Genomic DNA, 14,985 nt, shown 5'->3' with positions numbered 1-14,985 from the left:
CGTTGCCGTCCTCGCCGACCGCCGGCCCGGTGGGTTCGGCACCGACCCGGATCCGGATGGGCGAAGGCAGCCGGCCTCACCCGAACGAGGGACATCCGGCGCCCGGGTGACGGCCGCGCGGGTCATCCCGCACCCGCGGTGACGGTCCGCTCCAGGAGGTCGAGGGCGCTCGCCAGACTCTGCGGGCCCGCGGTTCCGCCCGGGCCGCCGGAGCGGCCCCAGCCGGGGCCGGTGGCCAGCACCAGGGCCCGGCCGTGGGACCCGCGCGCGCCCCAGGTGGAGTCGGTCACCCGCCGGACCAGCTCGTGGTCGGCGGTGAGCGGGAGCTGTGACCAGAGCATCACGGCGCCCGGGCCGATCCGGTGCACCGCGTCCAGCAGCGCCCTGGGCGGGACGGCCGCTCCCAGCATCCGGAAGGGCAGCGCCCGCTCACCCAGGCCCGCCGCGGTCGCCTCCAGCGCCAGGCTGTGCTGCTCGTCGGGCATCGCGGCCAGCAGGACGGGCGGGACGGGCGGCGCGTTCCAGGGCCTGGCGGGCCGCACGGCCACGGCCCGCAGGACGGTGGACACGTGCCAGGACAGCAGGTGCTCGACCTCGACGTACTGTTCGCCGGAGGAGGCCCACTTGCGTCCGGTCGCGCGCAGCGCGGGCATCATGACCTCCGTCCAGGCGTCGACGACCCCGAGCGAATCCACCGCCTCCCGCAGGATCCTGGCGACCTCGGGGGAGTCCAGGCGGACGGCGGCCCGGGCCAGGCCCCGGCACTCGGGGCGGACCGCTCCCCGCCGCGGCGCGCGGCCGACGGCCGGGCCCCGGGCGGCCTCCGGCCCGGACCGCGGCGCCTGCTCGGGCGGCAGGCCGACCGCCGACGGCGCCCCGGCGGCCGGTGCGGCTCCGGGCACGGTCTCGGGCCTGGCTCCGGGAGTCGTCGCGCGGTGGGAGGCCAGCACGGCCCTGGCGGCTTCGGCCGGGCGCACACCGCGGGCCGCCAACCGGCACATCGCTTCGAGCAGCGCGATGTCCTCCGGGCTCCAGCGGCGGTGGTGGCCGGGGTCGCGCCGGGAGGGGCCGATGCCGTAGCGGCGCTCCCAGGAGCGGATCGTGGTGGGGGACACCCCGAGGAGCCGGGCCACGCTCCCGGTCGGCATGCCCGCCTCGTCGGCCCCCATCGCTCTCCTCCCGTGGCAGTCCCGGGTGTCCTCGTGGCCGGGGCGGCGTCCGTCGCCGCTGCCATGATCCCTCGCGGCGCCGGGCGTCAGGCTCCGTCGAAGGCCGCCCGCAGCCGCAGCAGCCCGTCCCGCATGCGTGTCTTCACCGTGCCCAGCGGCACCCCCAGGGCCCGGGCGATCTCGCGCTGGGAGTACCCGCCGTAGTACGCCAGCACGAGCGACTCGCGCTGGACGCCGCTCAGCCGGGCGAGCGCGGACCTCACCCGGCCCGCGTCGAAGGCCCGCTCGACCTGCTCGGCGACCGGCTCGGCGCCCGGCTCGCGGACCGGCTGCTCCCGCAGCGCCACCCGCAGTTCGCGGTCGGCGGCCGCGCGCGCCGCCCTGGCCCGGTCCACCGCGCGACGGCGGGCGATGGTGAGCACCCAGGCCATCACCGTGCCGCGGCCCGGCCGGTAGGCGGCCGCCGTGCGCCAGACCTCCAGCAGCACCTCCTGCGCGACCTCCTCGGCCTGCGAGGGGCTGCGCAGCGTCCGCAACGCGGTCCCGTACACCGGGGCGGCCACGGCCCGGTACAGCCGCGCGTACGCCGTCCGGTCCCCCCGGGCCACCGCGGCGACCAGTCCGCCCAGCTCCGCGGCCGGCGCGGGGCGGGGTGCGGCGGAGGGGGAGGCACAGTCTCGCGTGGTCACCCCGGCACTGTGCAGCGTTTCGGGACCCCGGGACCAGCCGCACCCTTTGTGCAGCGTTTCTCCCTCCGGCGGCCGGAGGGCCGCCCGCGTCGAGGCCGCGGCCGGCCACGGCAGCACTCCCTTGCTGAGGAGAGCCGGGGAACCCGTTCGCCGAGCCCTCGTCCGATTACACCCGGTTGCGGCTCGCGGCGGGTGGGACATCACGTTCCGCATATGAATGAATGCGGATCGTCCCGGATCGCTCCGGATTGTTCCCCCCTCCTCGCGAGTCTCGACGAAAGGGCACAGGCATGCCTTCGGCCATGCGCAAGACGACCACATCACCGGTGGCACGGCGGCTGACCGCGGCGGCCGCCGCGCTGGGCAGCTGCCTGGCGCTCGCGGGCCCCGCCGCGAGCGCCGGCGCCGCCGCGCCCGCCGAGCCGGTACCGACGGTCTTCTTCGGCGACTCCTACACCTCCAACTACGGCATCGCCCCCGTGAACCACCAGGACGACCCCAACAGGTTCTTCTGCTTCCAGGCGAAGGAGGACTACCCCGCCGTCGCCACCCGGCGCCTCGCCGACAAGGGCATCACCCTCGACGTCCAGTCGGACGTCTCCTGCGGCGGTGCCCTCCTCCGCAACTTCTGGGAGGAGCAGCAGACGCTGCCCGGCGCCGACCTGAAGGTCCCGCCGCAGCAGGACGCGCTGAAGCCCGACACCCGGCTGGTCGTCGGCGGCCTGGGCGGCAACACGCTGGGCTTCACCCGCATCCTGAAGCAGTGTTCCGACAAGCTCCGCAGCCCGGAGAACGCCCTGCTGCCCGGAGAGCCGGTGGATGCGGACCAACCGGCGGCCACCTGCCGGGAGTTCTTCGAGTCCGGCGACGGGAAGCTCTGGCTCGACGAGCGGTTCGACCAGGTCGGCTGGGAGCTGGAGGAACTGCTCGACCGCATCGCGTACTTCGCCCCCGACGCCAAGCGCGTCCTGGTCGGCTACCCGAGGCTCGTGCCGGCGGACACCGACAAGTGCCTGACCCCGGCACCGGGTCAGACGGAGCTGCCGTTCGCCGACATCTCCAAGGACGCCCTGCCGTTCCTGGACCAGGTCGAGAAGCGGCTGGACGACCTCATGAAGAAGACCGCCGCCGATGCCGGTGCCGACTTCGTGGACCTCTACGCCGGCACCGGCACCAACACCGCCTGCGACGGCGCAGACCGGGGCATCGGCGGCCTGCTGGAGGAGTCCCAGGTCAAGTTCGGCGAGCAGGCGCTCCCGTGGTACGCGCACCCCAACGAGAAGGGCCGCGACATCCAGGCCCGGCTCGTGGCCGACAAGACCGAAGAGGTCCTCAACCGGTAGAGGGGAAGGCCCGGCCCGCCGTCGGGCGGTGGGCCGGGGCCGCCCCCGCGGGTAATTCGGTTGACCGGGCCGCTCAGTGACGCTGCACTTCGGGGGGTGCCACACGGGGTGGCGCCGGTTTCGCGGGGAGGCAGCAGCACCATATGGAGATCCGTTCCACGACCGACCAGGACCTCGGCGCCTTCGTCGACACCTTCCACGCCGCGCTGGGGCGCTTCCCGGACGCCGCGGACGCGAACGGCGGCGGGGTCTGGTGGGCGGCGACCGAGATGGACCGCAACCTGCTCGCCGTGACGGCGGACGGGCGGCCCGTCGGCACCGCCGGTGCGCACACCTTCGAGCTCACCCTGCCCGGGCAGGTCGTCGTCCCGGCCGCCGGGGTGACGTCCGTCGGTGTCCTGCCCACCCACCGGCGCCAGGGCGTGCTCACCGCGATGATGCGACGTCAGCTCGCCGACCTGCGGGCCCGTGGGGAGTTCCTCTCCGTGCTGCTGGCCTCCGAGGCCGGGATCTACGGCCGGTTCGGCTACGGTCCGGCGACGTACACCCAGCGGCTGACGGTGCGGCGCCACCAGGCCGCCTTCACCGCACCCCGGGCGCGGCGAGAGGCCGACGCCCCGGCGGGCGGCTCGGTCGAACTGCTGCGGCGGGCCGACTGCGGGGAGATCGTGGAGCAGGTCTACGACCGCTACCGCCGGGCCCAGCCCGGCGCGCTGTCCCGGCCGCGCCGCTGGTGGGAGCTGGGTGCCGGGCAGGTCCCGATCGCCCCGACGCCGCGCTACGTGGCCGTCCACCGGGACGCCGACGGTACCCCGGACGGGTACGCCAGCTACTGGAAGGACGCGGACACCCTGATGGTGGACGAGACCGTCGCCGTCGACGACGCCGTGTTCACGGACCTGGCCCGGTTCCTGCTCGGCCACGACCTGGTGGACCGGGTCGGGTTCCGCCACTACCCGCCGGAGCACCCGCTGCGCTGGCAGCTCGCCGACTTCAACTCGGGAGAGCTGAGCAACCACACCGACTGGCTCTGGGTACGACTGCTGGACGTGCCTCGCGCGCTCACCGCGCGCGGCTGGTTCGCCGACGGCGAGCTGGTCCTGGACGTCGACGACCCGTTCCTCGGCGAGCACCACCGGTACCTGCTGACCGTCCGGGACGGGAAGGCCGAATGCGTCCCGACCGACCGGGAGCCCGATCTCTCCCTGGACGTAAGGGACTTGGGCGCGGTCTACCTCGGCGGCACCGCTCCGAGCGTGCTCGTCCGGGCCGGGCACATCCGGGCCCACCGCCCCGGCGCGGCCGTCCTCGCCGACGCCCTGTTCCGCGCCGAGCGCGCGCCGCACTGCCTGCACTGGTTCTGATCCGGCGGCTGAAAGCCGCGGCCACGCCGAACGCCGAACGTCGAACGCCGAACGCCGGCCCCGCCCTGACCAGGGCGGGGCCGGCGTTCGGCCTTTTCGGGGCACTGCGCACCGCCCGTGGGGGCGCGGCCGGTTGCCCTGGAGGGCCTGGCCGATTGCCCTCAGGGGACAGACCGCGGCGTGTCATGGGCGGGTCGGCTTTGTTCGTACGGGTGCACGATGCAACAGTGTCCGTCGAGTGTTGACATGGTCACGAGATGTGAGCGGACGTGCGGGAGGAGCAGGAAATCCGAGACGAACGGGCCGGAGTCGTTCAGTTCCCCGGCCGAATGTCGCTCAACGTCCCGCTGATGTTGAGGAGTTCGTGGCAGCTGGGCGCCTGCTTGCCCGAGGCCGGGGTGCCCGGCACCTCGCAGGTCACGTTCGCCGTCACGGCCTGGTCCTCGGGGACCTGGAGGGGAGTCACCCAGTGGTAGTCCTGATTGCGGAAGGTCTCCAAGGCGATCGTGGTGATCGTCTTGTTGCCGGCCGTGATGGTCACCAGCCCCTGGTCGCCCTGGAAGTTGGCGACCACGAGGTCCGTGATGTCGAAGACCTTCCCGTGCGGCACCTGGTAACTCCCGGTCGCGGCAGCGCCGCTCCCGGTCTGCACGTCGATCGTGGCGGAGCTCTGCTGGCCGGTCCCCGGCACCGCCAGGCCGCCCGGACCGGGCCCGCCCTGGCTGCCGGGGCCGGTGGCCGGCTTTCCAGCGCCGGGCTTGGTCTGGCCGCCGGGAGCGCTCCCGTTGGAGGGGGTGCCCGGGGTATCACCGGCCGGGACGCCGGCGGGCGGGGCCGGGGTGGCGTTCTGCTGGGCGACGGCCTTCTCGGCCGCCTGCTTGGCGGAGCTGCGCACCGCAGGGCGCACCAGGGCGAACCAGGCCAGCAGCAGCGCGATCAGCAACGCCAGGAGCGCCAGCAGCCACCGGGGGAAGATCGGCAGCTGGAGGAACTCGCCCTCCAGGACCGGCTTCTGGGCCTCCGGGGCGGTGGCGGCCGCCGGGGCGGCCGAGGTGCTGCCGCCCGCACTGTCGCCGTCCTTGCCGTCCTTGCCGTCTTTCCCGTCCTTGGTGTCCGCCCGTTCCTCCGGGCCCACCGTGACCTCGAACGGCCAGGTCGCCGGCTTGCCGAACCAGATCAGCTTGCGGGTGCGCGCCTGCACCCGCACCTCCCCGGACTCGCCGGGCTCCAGGCGCAGCTTCTCCGGCGCGACCCCGAACCGCAGGTCCTCACCGGCCTGTCCGGGCGTGAAGGCGACCGTGGTGGGCGCGTTCCCCTGGTTGCGCACCGAGGCCCGGTAGCGTCCGCGCAGCCAGCCACGGCGGCGGCGCGGGGCGAGCGCGGCCCGCAGCTCGTGGAACGGCGTCACCGTGACGGTGGCCTCCGGCACCGCCACCAGATCGGGGCGCTCGACGGGCAGCACCCGGATGCCGAGCGGGAACTCCCCGGCCCGGGTGGCGGGGGAGCGCGGCGGAGCCAGCCGGACCGTCACCGTCTCGGAGGTCCCGGGGTAGAGCGAGATCCGGGTCGGCTCGACGGTCGTCCACGCGGCACAGTCGCCGACCACCTCGAAGGTGTAGGCCTCAACGATGTCGAGGTCGTTGCGTACCGTCAGGGTCGTGGTGGCCACGCCACCGGGGGCCACCGTCAGTGCTGGCAGGCCGAGTTCGGCGGATGTGGTCATAGCGTGACGGTAGGGCGGTACGGCTCCGGGCGAGAGGGCCGTACGGGCAAGCTATGGGCACACCCCTTGCCCGCGCCGACCGACCGGAGACCCCGCCCGGTGCGTTCGCGGGCCCGTCCCGGCCGCGCGTGACCCGCTCCCACAGTCCCCCGGCCGGCCCCGCCCCGCGGCGGCCGGCCGTCACCCTCGCAGGACCAGAGAAATGGAGTAGTTCGATGACGTCGACCGATACAACCCGTGAGGAAGTCGTCACCGCCCGCCGGACCGGGGTTCTGCCGCGCTCCGGCACCGCCACCGTGCCGCGCGTCCCCGAGCAACTGCGCGGCAGGCGGGCCCAGGTGCGGGTGGCGGTCTTCGCGGAGGACATCATCCTGCAGACCGGCGTCGTCCAACAGCTGCGCCAGCGGCCCGAGGTGGAGCTGCTGAACGAGAGCGAGGCCGGCCGGGCGGAGGTCTCCCTGCTGGTGGTCGACGCGCTGACCGAGACGGTGACCGAGCACCTGCGCCGACTGCGCCTCGCCACCTCGGGCCGGATAGGCCTGGTGGTGGGGCACTTCGAGGCGGGTGGGCTGCAGACCATCGTGGAGCACGGGGTCGCCGCCGTGCTGCGCCGCTCCGAGGCCGACCAGGACCGGCTGGTGCACCTGATCACCGCGCTCGCCAACGGCGAGGGCGTGATGCCCGGGGACCTGCTGGGGGAGCTGCTCGACCGGATCGGCATGCTCCAGCGCACCATGCTGGACGGGCGGGGCCTGACCCTCTCGACCTTAACGGCCCGGGAGGCCGAGATGCTGAAGCTGGTGGCGGAGGGCTTCGACACCAGTGAGATCGCCGCCAAGACGTCGTACTCCGAGCGGACGGTGAAGAACGTGCTGCACGAGATCATCACCCGCCTCGGCCTGCGCAACCGCGCCCACGCCGTGGGCTACGCCATGCGGCGCGGGCTCATATAGGCGGCAGCGGCACAGGCGGCAGCGGTGCCTCGCCCGCGCCGGGCGGGGCACCGCTCGGCGCGGCCGGGGTGAGGCCTGAGGATCCGCACGGGTCCGTTGCGGGCTCCGCCAGGACCAGATCGAGGAGGCCGGGGAACCGCCGGTCGAATTCCGGGCGGCGGAGCCGGTTGAGCCGGCGGGGTCCCTCGTCGCGCTGCTCGACGAGGCCGGCGGCACGTAGCACGGTGAAGTGGTGACTGCGCGTCGCCTTGCTCACCGGAAGGTCGAACGTGCCGCAGGCCCGGGTCCAGTCGGGGGTGCCGGCCAACTCCCTGAGGATGGTGCGTCGTACGGGGTCCCCGACGGCATCGAGCGCGTCCTGGAGTGGCACCTCGGCCGGATGGGCGTGGGTGAGGCTGCGGGTGCGGGCTGACATGGACCGGTCCTCTGCGGAGTGTTCGACGATCGTCGTCCACTGATATGGTCGATGTTCATCGAACACTCTAGCCGGACCTGTCGGAAAGCGAGCGTTCCCATGCCTCTGGTCCGCATCGACCTGTCCGCCGGTCGGCCGCCTGCCGTCCGACGTTCGATCGCCGACGGCGTTCACCAGGCCCTCGTCGACGCCATCGGCATCCCGGCCGATGACCGCTTCCAGATCGTCACCCCACACGATCCCGAAGAGCTGATCTTCGACCCGAACTACCTGGACGTGGCCCGCCGGGACGTCGTCTGCGTCCAGATCACCCTGGTGGCGGGTCGGCCCCGGGAGCTCAAGCTCGACCTGTACCGGCGGATCGCAGCCAACCTGACCGAGGTCGGCGTGCGGCCCGAGGACGTGTTCGTCACGCTCGTCGAGAACGCCCTCGACAACTGGTCGGTGGGCAACGGCAGGGCGCAGCTGGTGGAGCTGGGTGCCGTGGCGGGAACGCGCGCCGAGCCGTGATCCGGCCCGCTCGGTGGCGCGGGCATGCGTGGGAAGTCGGCCCGGCCGACTTCCCACGCGCCCGGCCCGGCTACAGTCCTGGGATCCGGGCTCGCCGCGCGTGCAGTTCGGAGCGGACGAGTTCGAGGAGACGGCCCGTCCAGTTGCGGCCCCGGCCGGCGTTGTCGCCCCAGAAGTCCGAGTCCGTGTCGTCGTAGATCACGGTGGCGTCGTCCGTCGCCAGCAGGATCCCGACCAGTTCGGGGTGCTGGTCGTACGTGGCGCGCAGCAGGGTGGTCATGACGGCGGTCCGGGCGTGTTCCCAGCCGTCGCGGCGCGGTGCCTTGGCCACGAACTCGCGTGCCGCGTAGGAGGTTTCCGCCGTCGCGATCTCGGCTCGGACCTCGGGCCGGGTGACCGACAGGGCCCAGTAGGCGTGGGCGACGGAGGGGTAGCCGACCTCGCCCACGGTGATCGGGGCGGGGTAGTCGGTGACCGTGGTTTTCTTCGTCCGGTCCGGCCCCCGGGCCAACGTCGACCGGACGGTTCCGGCCGCTCCCGGCCACCGAGGCCTGCCCTTCGGGGACACCGGTTGTTTCCCCCGCCGAGGGTGCCCGGGCTCTCCCGCGGCACGCCTGCGGCGGGGAGACTGCGGGCAGACCGCCCCTGCAACCTGTGAGGTCGAGCGTGATCGGCGCCACCGCCACCCCCCGCTCCGTCCGGCGGCCGGCCCGGGCCGCCGCCGCGGTGCTGCTCGCGCTCGCCGCGGCCCTGGCGACCCTGACCGGTGCCGCGCCCGGTGGGCAGGGCGCCGCCGCGGCCCCGGTGGCCGCCGTCGACCCCGCGGCCGGGCGGATCGTCTTCGCCGGCACCAACCACCGCGGCCTCGGCAAGGTCACCGGCACGGAGTCCAGCACCCCGCTGTTCGGGCCCGGCCCGATCCACTTCGACCGCGACCCCTCGGCCCGCGGCGACGAACTGGTCTTCACCAGCCTGCGCGACGGCCCGCTGCCCCAGGTGTACCTGCGCGACGCGGCCGGCGCGGTGCACCGGCTCACCACCGGCATGGACACCGCCCACCCCGCACTGGCACCGGACGGCAAGGGCGTCGTCTTCGAGGCCCTGGAGGCCCGCGGCGGGGACGGCGGCACCCAGCACGTCCTGTGGGCCGTCAACCGGGACGGCAGCGGACTGCGCCGGATCACCGACGGCGCCGCCGACGAGACCCACCCGACGGTCTCGCCCGACGGCAAGTGGATCGCGTACTCCTGCGACGGCGAACCGGAGCACCGTCAGATCTACCTGCGGCCGTTCGAGGGCGGCGCGCCCGTCAAGGTCACCAACGTGACCACCGGGGACGCGGTCGACCCGACCTGGAACCCGGTGAACGACGACGCCCACCGCAACGAGATCGTCTACACCTGGGACCAGCGCGACCAGGGCAGGACCCTGATGCTCACCTCGCCCACCGGCGGCGACAAGGCGTTCTTCCCCGGCACCGGCTCCACCTGGAAGACCGGCTCCGCCGCCTGGACGGCCGACGGCAAGGGGGTGGTGTTCCTCAGCGCCGACCTGCTCGACCCCGCGAACCCGAGCCCGCAGCCCGACCCGTCCCGGCCGCCGGTGGTGAACCTCTACCACGCGCTGACCTGCAACTGCGAAGCGCCCCGACTGCTCTACCGCGCGGACCGGTTGGTCGCCGCACCGACCTGGCTGGGCCCGCAGGAGGGCGGCGGTGCCGTCGTCGAGCAGACCAGCGCCTCCGGCTCCAACGTCGCGAACGTGGAGGACATGCGCCCCGACGGCGGCGACCCGCGCGACCTCGGCATCAGCGTGCTCCGGGAGGACCCGGCCGCCGACAGCACCACCAGTACCGACCCCGGCACCGACCCGCTGTTCCACCCCCGCCCCGGCTTCGACCCCTGGTTCGAGCGCCAGACCTACACGCCCGACGGCCGGCAGATCGTGGTGACCCGCTACGAGGACGGCCCCGCCGGCCGGATCCAGCGGATCTGGATCGCCGACGCCGACGGCGCCGACCCGCAGCCGATGAACCTCGCCGGACGCGGCCCGAACGACCGGGACACCGACCCGTCGATCTCCCCGGACGGCCGGCTGATCGTGTTCAGCCGGAGCTCCCCGGCCACCGGCGACCAGCCGGCCCGGCCCGGGCGGGTCCTGATCGCCGAGGTGTCCACCGGTCGGATCGTCGGCACCGTCCAGCCGCCGGCCGGCCAGCGGGGCGCCTCCGACGGCCAGCCCTTCTGGTCCCCCGACGGCAAGCTGATCGCCTTCTCCCGCACCGCCGTGGTCAACGAGAACGCCGGCAACCTGCACGTCTGGACGGTCCCGGCGGACGACCTCACCCGGCAGACCGACCTGAGCCGGACGGCCTGCCCGGGCAACTGCAACGTCATCGACGACAGCCCCGCGTTCGCCCCCGACGGCCGCCGGATCGCCTTCAACCGCAAGGCCGGCGACGGCGGGAACAACCAGCAGGACGGCGTGGTGGTCACCACGCCCACCGGCGCCGACTGCACGGTGATCGTGCCCGCCGGGCTCGGCGCCGGCGCCTGCACCCGGCCGCTGCCCGACCGACCCACCACCGGGCCCTTCCAGCCCCGCGACGTCGCCTGGACGGCCGACAGCGCGCAACTGCTGATGACCTCCCGCCGGGTTGCTCCGCCCAGCTCGCCGGAGGGTCTCAAGGTCTACGACTTCGCGAGCGCCAAGCTCACCGAACTCGACTGGCGGCTGCCCGGCCGTCAGAAGGAGCCCGCCGTGCAGCAGTCCGTCGACCTGGCGGTCAGCGTGCCCGAGCGGACCCCGGCCGTCCCCGTCGACGGCAGCACCGAAGTCACCGTCACCGTCACCAACAAGGGCCCCGCGCCCTCACCCGGCACCGCCCTCACCGTCTCGGTGCCGACCGGCGCCCGGCTCGGAAAGCTGACCACCCCGACCGGATCGTGCGACGCGGCCGCCCTGCGCTGCGAACTCGGCACCCTGGCACCGCGCGCGGTGATCCGGATCAAGGCCACCCTGATCGGCACCCGGCCCGGACTCCCGGACTTCGGCTGGAGCGTCACCGGCGCGGTGGTCGACCCGAACCCCGACGACGACTCCGCCCGGACCTTCCTGCCGGTGCTGGAGCCGCCCACCCCCACGCCGACCGCCACCCCGTCGCCGACCGCCTCGCCGAGCCCGACCCCGACGCCGACCCCGACGTCGAGCCCGACGTCCACGCCCAGCCCGACCGCCACGCCCACCTCAAGCCCCGTACCGCCCCCGCCCCCGGCCCCCGCCCCGCCGCCGCAGGCCGGCCCGGAGGTCGCGGTCGACGCCCAGCCGAACCCCGGCTACGTCGGCGGCCACGTGACCGTCAGCTACACGGTGCGCAACACCGGCCAGGCCCTCGCCACCGGACTGCGCCTGACCCTCGGCCTGCCCGCCGGAGTGCCCACCGAGGCGCTGCCCCCCGGCTGCCGCAACGGCACCTGCGCGGTCGGCGACCTGGCCCCGGGCCGCACCAAAGTGGTCCGGGTGGTGCTCTCGCCCGTGGCGGCGCTGGACACCACCCTCACCACCGAGCTGACCACCACCGGCACCGACGCCACCCCCGGGCCGCACCGGGCGAGCACCCCGCTGCGCATCCTCCAGCCCCGCATCGTCGCGGTGCCGCCGATCGGCAAGCCCGGCTTCGTGACCTCGGTGCGCGGCGTGGACTTCCCGCCCGGCACGCCGGTGACCTTCACCTGGAAGCCCGGCATCACCGCAGCGGCCGCGCCCACCCGCCCGAAGGGCGACGGGACCTTCGCCGGCCAGCTGCTCATCCTCCCCAAGGACGAGACCGGACCGCGCACCATCACCGCCGAGGGCCCCGGATTCTCCCCGGTGACCTGCCCCTTCCTGGTGGTCGAGGGCAGCATCGGCCCGCCCGGGGAGGTGGAGCGGCGGTGATCCACGAGGTCGACGAGGCGCTGCGGCAGCTGCTCGCCGAGACCGGTCTGCCCGAACGCGGGATCGAGGTGGTCTTCGACGCGCCCACCCGGGACTTCGCGGCCCGGCGCAACGCGCCCACGGTCAGCGTCTTCCTGTACGGGCTCCGCGAGGACACCGGCCGCCGCCAGGCCGGCACCGTCGCGGAGTACGACGCGGACGGCCTGGTGACCGGCCACCGACCCGCGCCGCGCTGGTTCGAGCTGGCCTACCTGGTCACCGCCTGGACCAACCGGCCGCAGGACGAACACCGGCTGCTGGCCGAGGTGCTGCAGTGTCTGACCGCCACCGACGCGCTGCCCGCCCGGCTGCTCACCGGTTCGCTCGCCGAGCTGGGACTGACCGTCGCGGTGGACATCGCCGGGCGTGACAGCGGCCTGCCGTCGGTGTCCGACGTCTGGTCCTCGCTCGGCGGGGAACTGCGGCCCTCGGTCGACCTCCGGGTGCTCGCCCCGCTGCCCGGCGGGCGCACTGCGGCGGGGCCGCCGGTCACCGAGGGGCTGGTGCTGCACGCCGACCAGAGCACCCCGGCAGACTCGCCGCCCGCCGAGGGCCCGGCGCCCGCCGACGGCCCGGGCCGCCGGCTGCGCTACCAGGGCACCGGGGACCCGGGGCCGGACGGCTTCGCCGCGCCCCGGGAACGCGGGCTGCCGCCCGGCCGCCGCCCCCGGGGCAGGGCGCGATGAGCCTCGACCTGGAGCAGAAGGTGAACGGTTCCCCGCCCGCCCCCGACCACCTCTGGGAGCGGCTGCACCGGGTCGAACGGCGGGTCCGCGCCGCGGTGCGCGAACGCCGGGCCGACGACCCGGACCCGGACGACCCGTACCGCGGCCAGTACCTCGGCCCGGAGGCGGTGGAGCGCATCCTGGCGGCCTCCGCCACCGCGCACCGGGGCGCCGCGGACCCCGGCGACGGCCCCGCGCCGCCGCCCGGCTCCCGGCTCGGACGGCTCAGCGCCGCCTTCGGACTGCTCCCGGTGGACCTCGACCTGCTGCTGGTGGCCCTCGCCCCCGACCTCGACGCCCGCTTCGAACAGCTCTACGGCTACCTCAACGACGACCTGACCCGCCGCCGGGCGACCATCGGGCTGGCCCTCGAGCTGTGCGGACTGTCCGGGGCCGGCGCCGGCCGCTTCCGGTTCTCCGTCCGGGCCCCGCTGATCGCCGGCGGCCTGCTGGAGATCACCGAACCGGACCGCCCGCTGCTCTCCCGCACCCTGCGCGTGCCGGACCGGGTGACGGCCCATCTGCTCGGCGACGACGAGCCGGACGGCACCCTCGCCGGACTGGCCCACCGCGCCGGGCCCGGCCCCCGCCCCCACCAGCCCCTCGAACAGCTGCGGGCGCTGGCCGCGGACGGCGGCCTGGTGCACCTGCTCGACCGGGGCGGACACGCCGGCCCGCTCGCGGTGGCCGCCCTCGCGGCCGACGGCCCGCCACCCCTGGTGGTCGACGCCGCCGCCCTCGCCGCCCGCCCGCCGGAGGCCACCGTACGGGTGCTCGCCCGAGAGGCGCGGCTGGGCGGGGGCGGCGTGGTGCTCGGACCGCTGGACCGGCTCGAACCCGAACGGCCCGAGCGGGCCGCCCTGGTGCGCGAGCTGTGTGCGCAGCTCGCCGGCGTCCCGCTGGTCGTGCACGGCCCGCAGGTCTGGGACCCGGCCTGGGCGGCGCAGAGCCCCGTGGTGCTCACCGTCCCGCCGCCGGACGCGCGCGGCCGGGCCGAGCAGTGGGCGCACGCGCTGGGTTCGGACCCGAGCGCGGACCCGAGCGCGGAGCTGGGCGAGGAGCTGACCGAGGCGGTGGCCGCCTACCGGCTGGACCAGGAGCAACTGGCCCGTGCCGCCTCGGTCGCGGCCCGGACGGCGGCCGCCGAGCGGCGCCCGGTGCGCGCCGAGGACCTGCGCACGGCGGTACGGGCGCAGAACGCCGCCGGCCTGGCCAGGCTCGCCCGCCGGATCGAGCCCGCGGTCGGCTGGTCCGACCTCGTCCTGCCCGCCCCCACCGCGGGCCGGCTGCGCGAACTCGTGCTGCGCGCCCGGCACCGCGACCAGGTGCTCGGACACTGGCGGATGCGCCCGGGCGGCGGCCGGGGCAACGGCGTGATCGCCCTGTTCGCCGGGGAGTCCGGCACCGGCAAGACGATGTCGGCCGAGGTGGTCGCCGCCGAACTCGGCATGGAGCTGTACGTGGTGGACCTCTCCACCGTGGTGGACAAGTACATCGGCGAGACCGAGAAGAACCTGGAACGGATCTTCACCGAGGCCGCGCAGGTGAACGGCGTCCTGCTGTTCGACGAGGCGGACGCGCTGTTCGGCAAGCGCTCGGAGGTCAAGGACTCCCGGGACCGCCACGCCAACGTGGAGACGGCCTACCTGCTCCAGCGGATGGAGTCCTTCGACGGGATCGCCGTGCTGACGTCCAATCTGCGGGCCAACCTCGACGAGGCGTTCACCCGGCGGCTGGACGTCATCGCCGAGTTCCCGCTGCCGGACGAGGCCCAGCGGCGCCTGCTGTGGGACCGCTGCCTCGGACCGCTGGTGCCCCGCGGCGACGACCTGGACCTGGACTTCTGCGCCCGGAACTTCGAGCTCACCGGCGGCTCCATCCGGGCCTGCGCCGTCTCCGCGGCCTACCTGGCCGCCGGGACGAGCGCCCCGCTGGGCATGGCGCAGCTGGTCTCCGCGGTGGTCGGGGAGTACCGCAAGCTCGGCCGGCTGGTGCTGGCGAGCGAGTTCGGGCCGTGGCTGGGCGTCCTCGGGGACACCGGGCACGGCTGACCGCCCCGGGGCACTCGGGGCACCCGGGGCGTCTGAGGGGACGTACAGCGGTGTCCGCCGGGGGCAGC

11 protein-coding genes and 1 pseudogene are annotated in these 14,985 nt (G+C 74.8%); 7 read left to right on the top strand and 5 right to left on the bottom strand.

What is annotated here, in order from left to right; translation table 11 throughout:
- Nucleotides 1-122: 122 nt before the first annotated feature.
- The gene (locus ACFWP2_RS23620; RefSeq protein WP_380454522.1) at nt 123-1,169 is read right to left on the bottom strand and encodes a MerR family transcriptional regulator; all 1,047 of its coding nucleotides are present in this window, start codon (nt 1,167-1,169) and stop codon (nt 123-125) included.
- An 86-nt stretch (nt 1,170-1,255) separates the two neighbouring features.
- Entirely contained in the window at nt 1,256-1,858 is a 603-nt protein-coding gene (locus ACFWP2_RS23615; protein ID WP_380454520.1) for a sigma-70 family RNA polymerase sigma factor, read from the bottom strand.
- Nucleotides 1,859-2,160: 302 nt separating this feature from the next.
- Between ACFWP2_RS23615 and ACFWP2_RS23610 the strand changes: the two genes are divergently transcribed.
- Together ACFWP2_RS23610 and ACFWP2_RS23605 are read left to right on the top strand one after the other, a co-directional pair.
- The gene (locus ACFWP2_RS23610; protein WP_380454517.1) at nt 2,161-3,201 is read left to right on the top strand and encodes an SGNH/GDSL hydrolase family protein; all 1,041 of its coding nucleotides are present in this window, start codon (nt 2,161-2,163) and stop codon (nt 3,199-3,201) included.
- Nucleotides 3,202-3,344: 143 nt separating this feature from the next.
- On the top strand, nt 3,345-4,565 hold the full coding sequence (locus tag ACFWP2_RS23605; protein WP_380454515.1) for a GNAT family N-acetyltransferase: 1,221 nt from the start codon (nt 3,345-3,347) through the stop codon (nt 4,563-4,565).
- Nucleotides 4,566-4,878: 313 nt separating this feature from the next.
- Here the strand turns inward: ACFWP2_RS23605 and ACFWP2_RS23600 are convergent, their stop codons facing one another.
- The gene (locus ACFWP2_RS23600; RefSeq protein ID WP_380454513.1) at nt 4,879-6,288 is read right to left on the bottom strand and encodes a hydrolytic protein; all 1,410 of its coding nucleotides are present in this window, start codon (nt 6,286-6,288) and stop codon (nt 4,879-4,881) included.
- Nucleotides 6,289-6,503: 215 nt separating this feature from the next.
- Between ACFWP2_RS23600 and ACFWP2_RS23595 the strand changes: the two genes are divergently transcribed.
- Nucleotides 6,504-7,241 (top strand): LuxR C-terminal-related transcriptional regulator, encoded by a 738-nt coding sequence (locus ACFWP2_RS23595; RefSeq protein ID WP_380454511.1) that lies wholly within the window; start codon nt 6,504-6,506, stop codon nt 7,239-7,241.
- Nucleotides 7,242-7,344: 103 nt separating this feature from the next.
- Here the strand turns inward: ACFWP2_RS23595 and ACFWP2_RS23590 are convergent.
- A pseudogene (locus tag ACFWP2_RS23590) lies at nt 7,345-7,656 on the bottom strand (ArsR/SmtB family transcription factor); the annotation flags it as partial.
- Between the two features lie 99 nt (nt 7,657-7,755).
- Between ACFWP2_RS23590 and ACFWP2_RS23585 the strand changes: the two are divergent.
- The gene (locus ACFWP2_RS23585) at nt 7,756-8,166 is read left to right on the top strand and encodes a tautomerase family protein (protein WP_380454509.1); all 411 of its coding nucleotides are present in this window, start codon (nt 7,756-7,758) and stop codon (nt 8,164-8,166) included.
- Between the two features lie 70 nt (nt 8,167-8,236).
- Here ACFWP2_RS23585 and ACFWP2_RS23580 read toward each other — a convergent pair whose 3' ends face one another.
- Nucleotides 8,237-8,677 carry an NADAR family protein gene (locus ACFWP2_RS23580; protein WP_380454506.1) on the bottom strand — a complete coding sequence of 147 codons (441 nt, stop codon included), beginning with the start codon at nt 8,675-8,677 and terminating at the stop codon, nt 8,237-8,239.
- Between the two features lie 143 nt (nt 8,678-8,820).
- On the opposite strand from ACFWP2_RS23580, the gene ACFWP2_RS23575 reads away from it, so the two are divergent.
- Genes ACFWP2_RS23575 through ACFWP2_RS23565 form a run of 3 tightly spaced genes read left to right on the top strand, consistent with a single transcriptional unit; the run spans nt 8,821 to nt 14,917 of the window.
- Complete coding sequence (locus ACFWP2_RS23575; RefSeq protein ID WP_380454504.1) at nt 8,821-12,102, top strand: hypothetical protein; 3,282 nt, start codon at nt 8,821-8,823, stop codon at nt 12,100-12,102.
- Nucleotides 12,099-12,827: a DUF4255 domain-containing protein gene (locus ACFWP2_RS23570; protein WP_380454502.1), complete on the top strand. Its 729-nt coding sequence runs from the start codon at nt 12,099-12,101 to the stop codon at nt 12,825-12,827. Before ACFWP2_RS23575 ends, ACFWP2_RS23570 begins: the two co-directional genes overlap by 4 nt.
- On the top strand, nt 12,824-14,917 hold the full coding sequence (locus tag ACFWP2_RS23565) for an ATP-binding protein (RefSeq protein WP_380454500.1): 2,094 nt from the start codon (nt 12,824-12,826) through the stop codon (nt 14,915-14,917). Before ACFWP2_RS23570 ends, ACFWP2_RS23565 begins: the two co-directional genes overlap by 4 nt.
- The last annotated feature ends 68 nt before the right edge of the window (nt 14,918-14,985 follow it).

The sequence above is a fragment of the Kitasatospora sp. NPDC058444 genome (genome assembly GCF_042721415.1).
Lineage (GTDB): Bacteria > Actinomycetota > Actinomycetes > Streptomycetales > Streptomycetaceae > Kitasatospora.
This window is presented reverse-complemented; position numbering and strand designations above follow the sequence as displayed.

Excerpts from the sequence above, each read along its gene's own strand:
- ACFWP2_RS23585 (WP_380454509.1), top strand. The coding sequence starts at position 7,756 with ATGCCTCTGGTCCGCATCGACCTGTCCGCCGGTCGGCCGCCTGCCGTC.
- ACFWP2_RS23610 (WP_380454517.1), top strand. The coding sequence starts at position 2,161 with ATGCGCAAGACGACCACATCACCGGTGGCACGGCGGCTGACCGCGGCG.
- ACFWP2_RS23620 (WP_380454522.1), bottom strand. The coding sequence starts at position 1,169 with ATGGGGGCCGACGAGGCGGGCATGCCGACCGGGAGCGTGGCCCGGCTC.
- ACFWP2_RS23605 (WP_380454515.1), top strand. The coding sequence starts at position 3,345 with ATGGAGATCCGTTCCACGACCGACCAGGACCTCGGCGCCTTCGTCGAC.
- ACFWP2_RS23600 (WP_380454513.1), bottom strand. The coding sequence starts at position 6,288 with ATGACCACATCCGCCGAACTCGGCCTGCCAGCACTGACGGTGGCCCCC.
- ACFWP2_RS23565 (WP_380454500.1), top strand. The coding sequence starts at position 12,824 with ATGAGCCTCGACCTGGAGCAGAAGGTGAACGGTTCCCCGCCCGCCCCC.
- ACFWP2_RS23595 (WP_380454511.1), top strand. The coding sequence starts at position 6,504 with ATGACGTCGACCGATACAACCCGTGAGGAAGTCGTCACCGCCCGCCGG.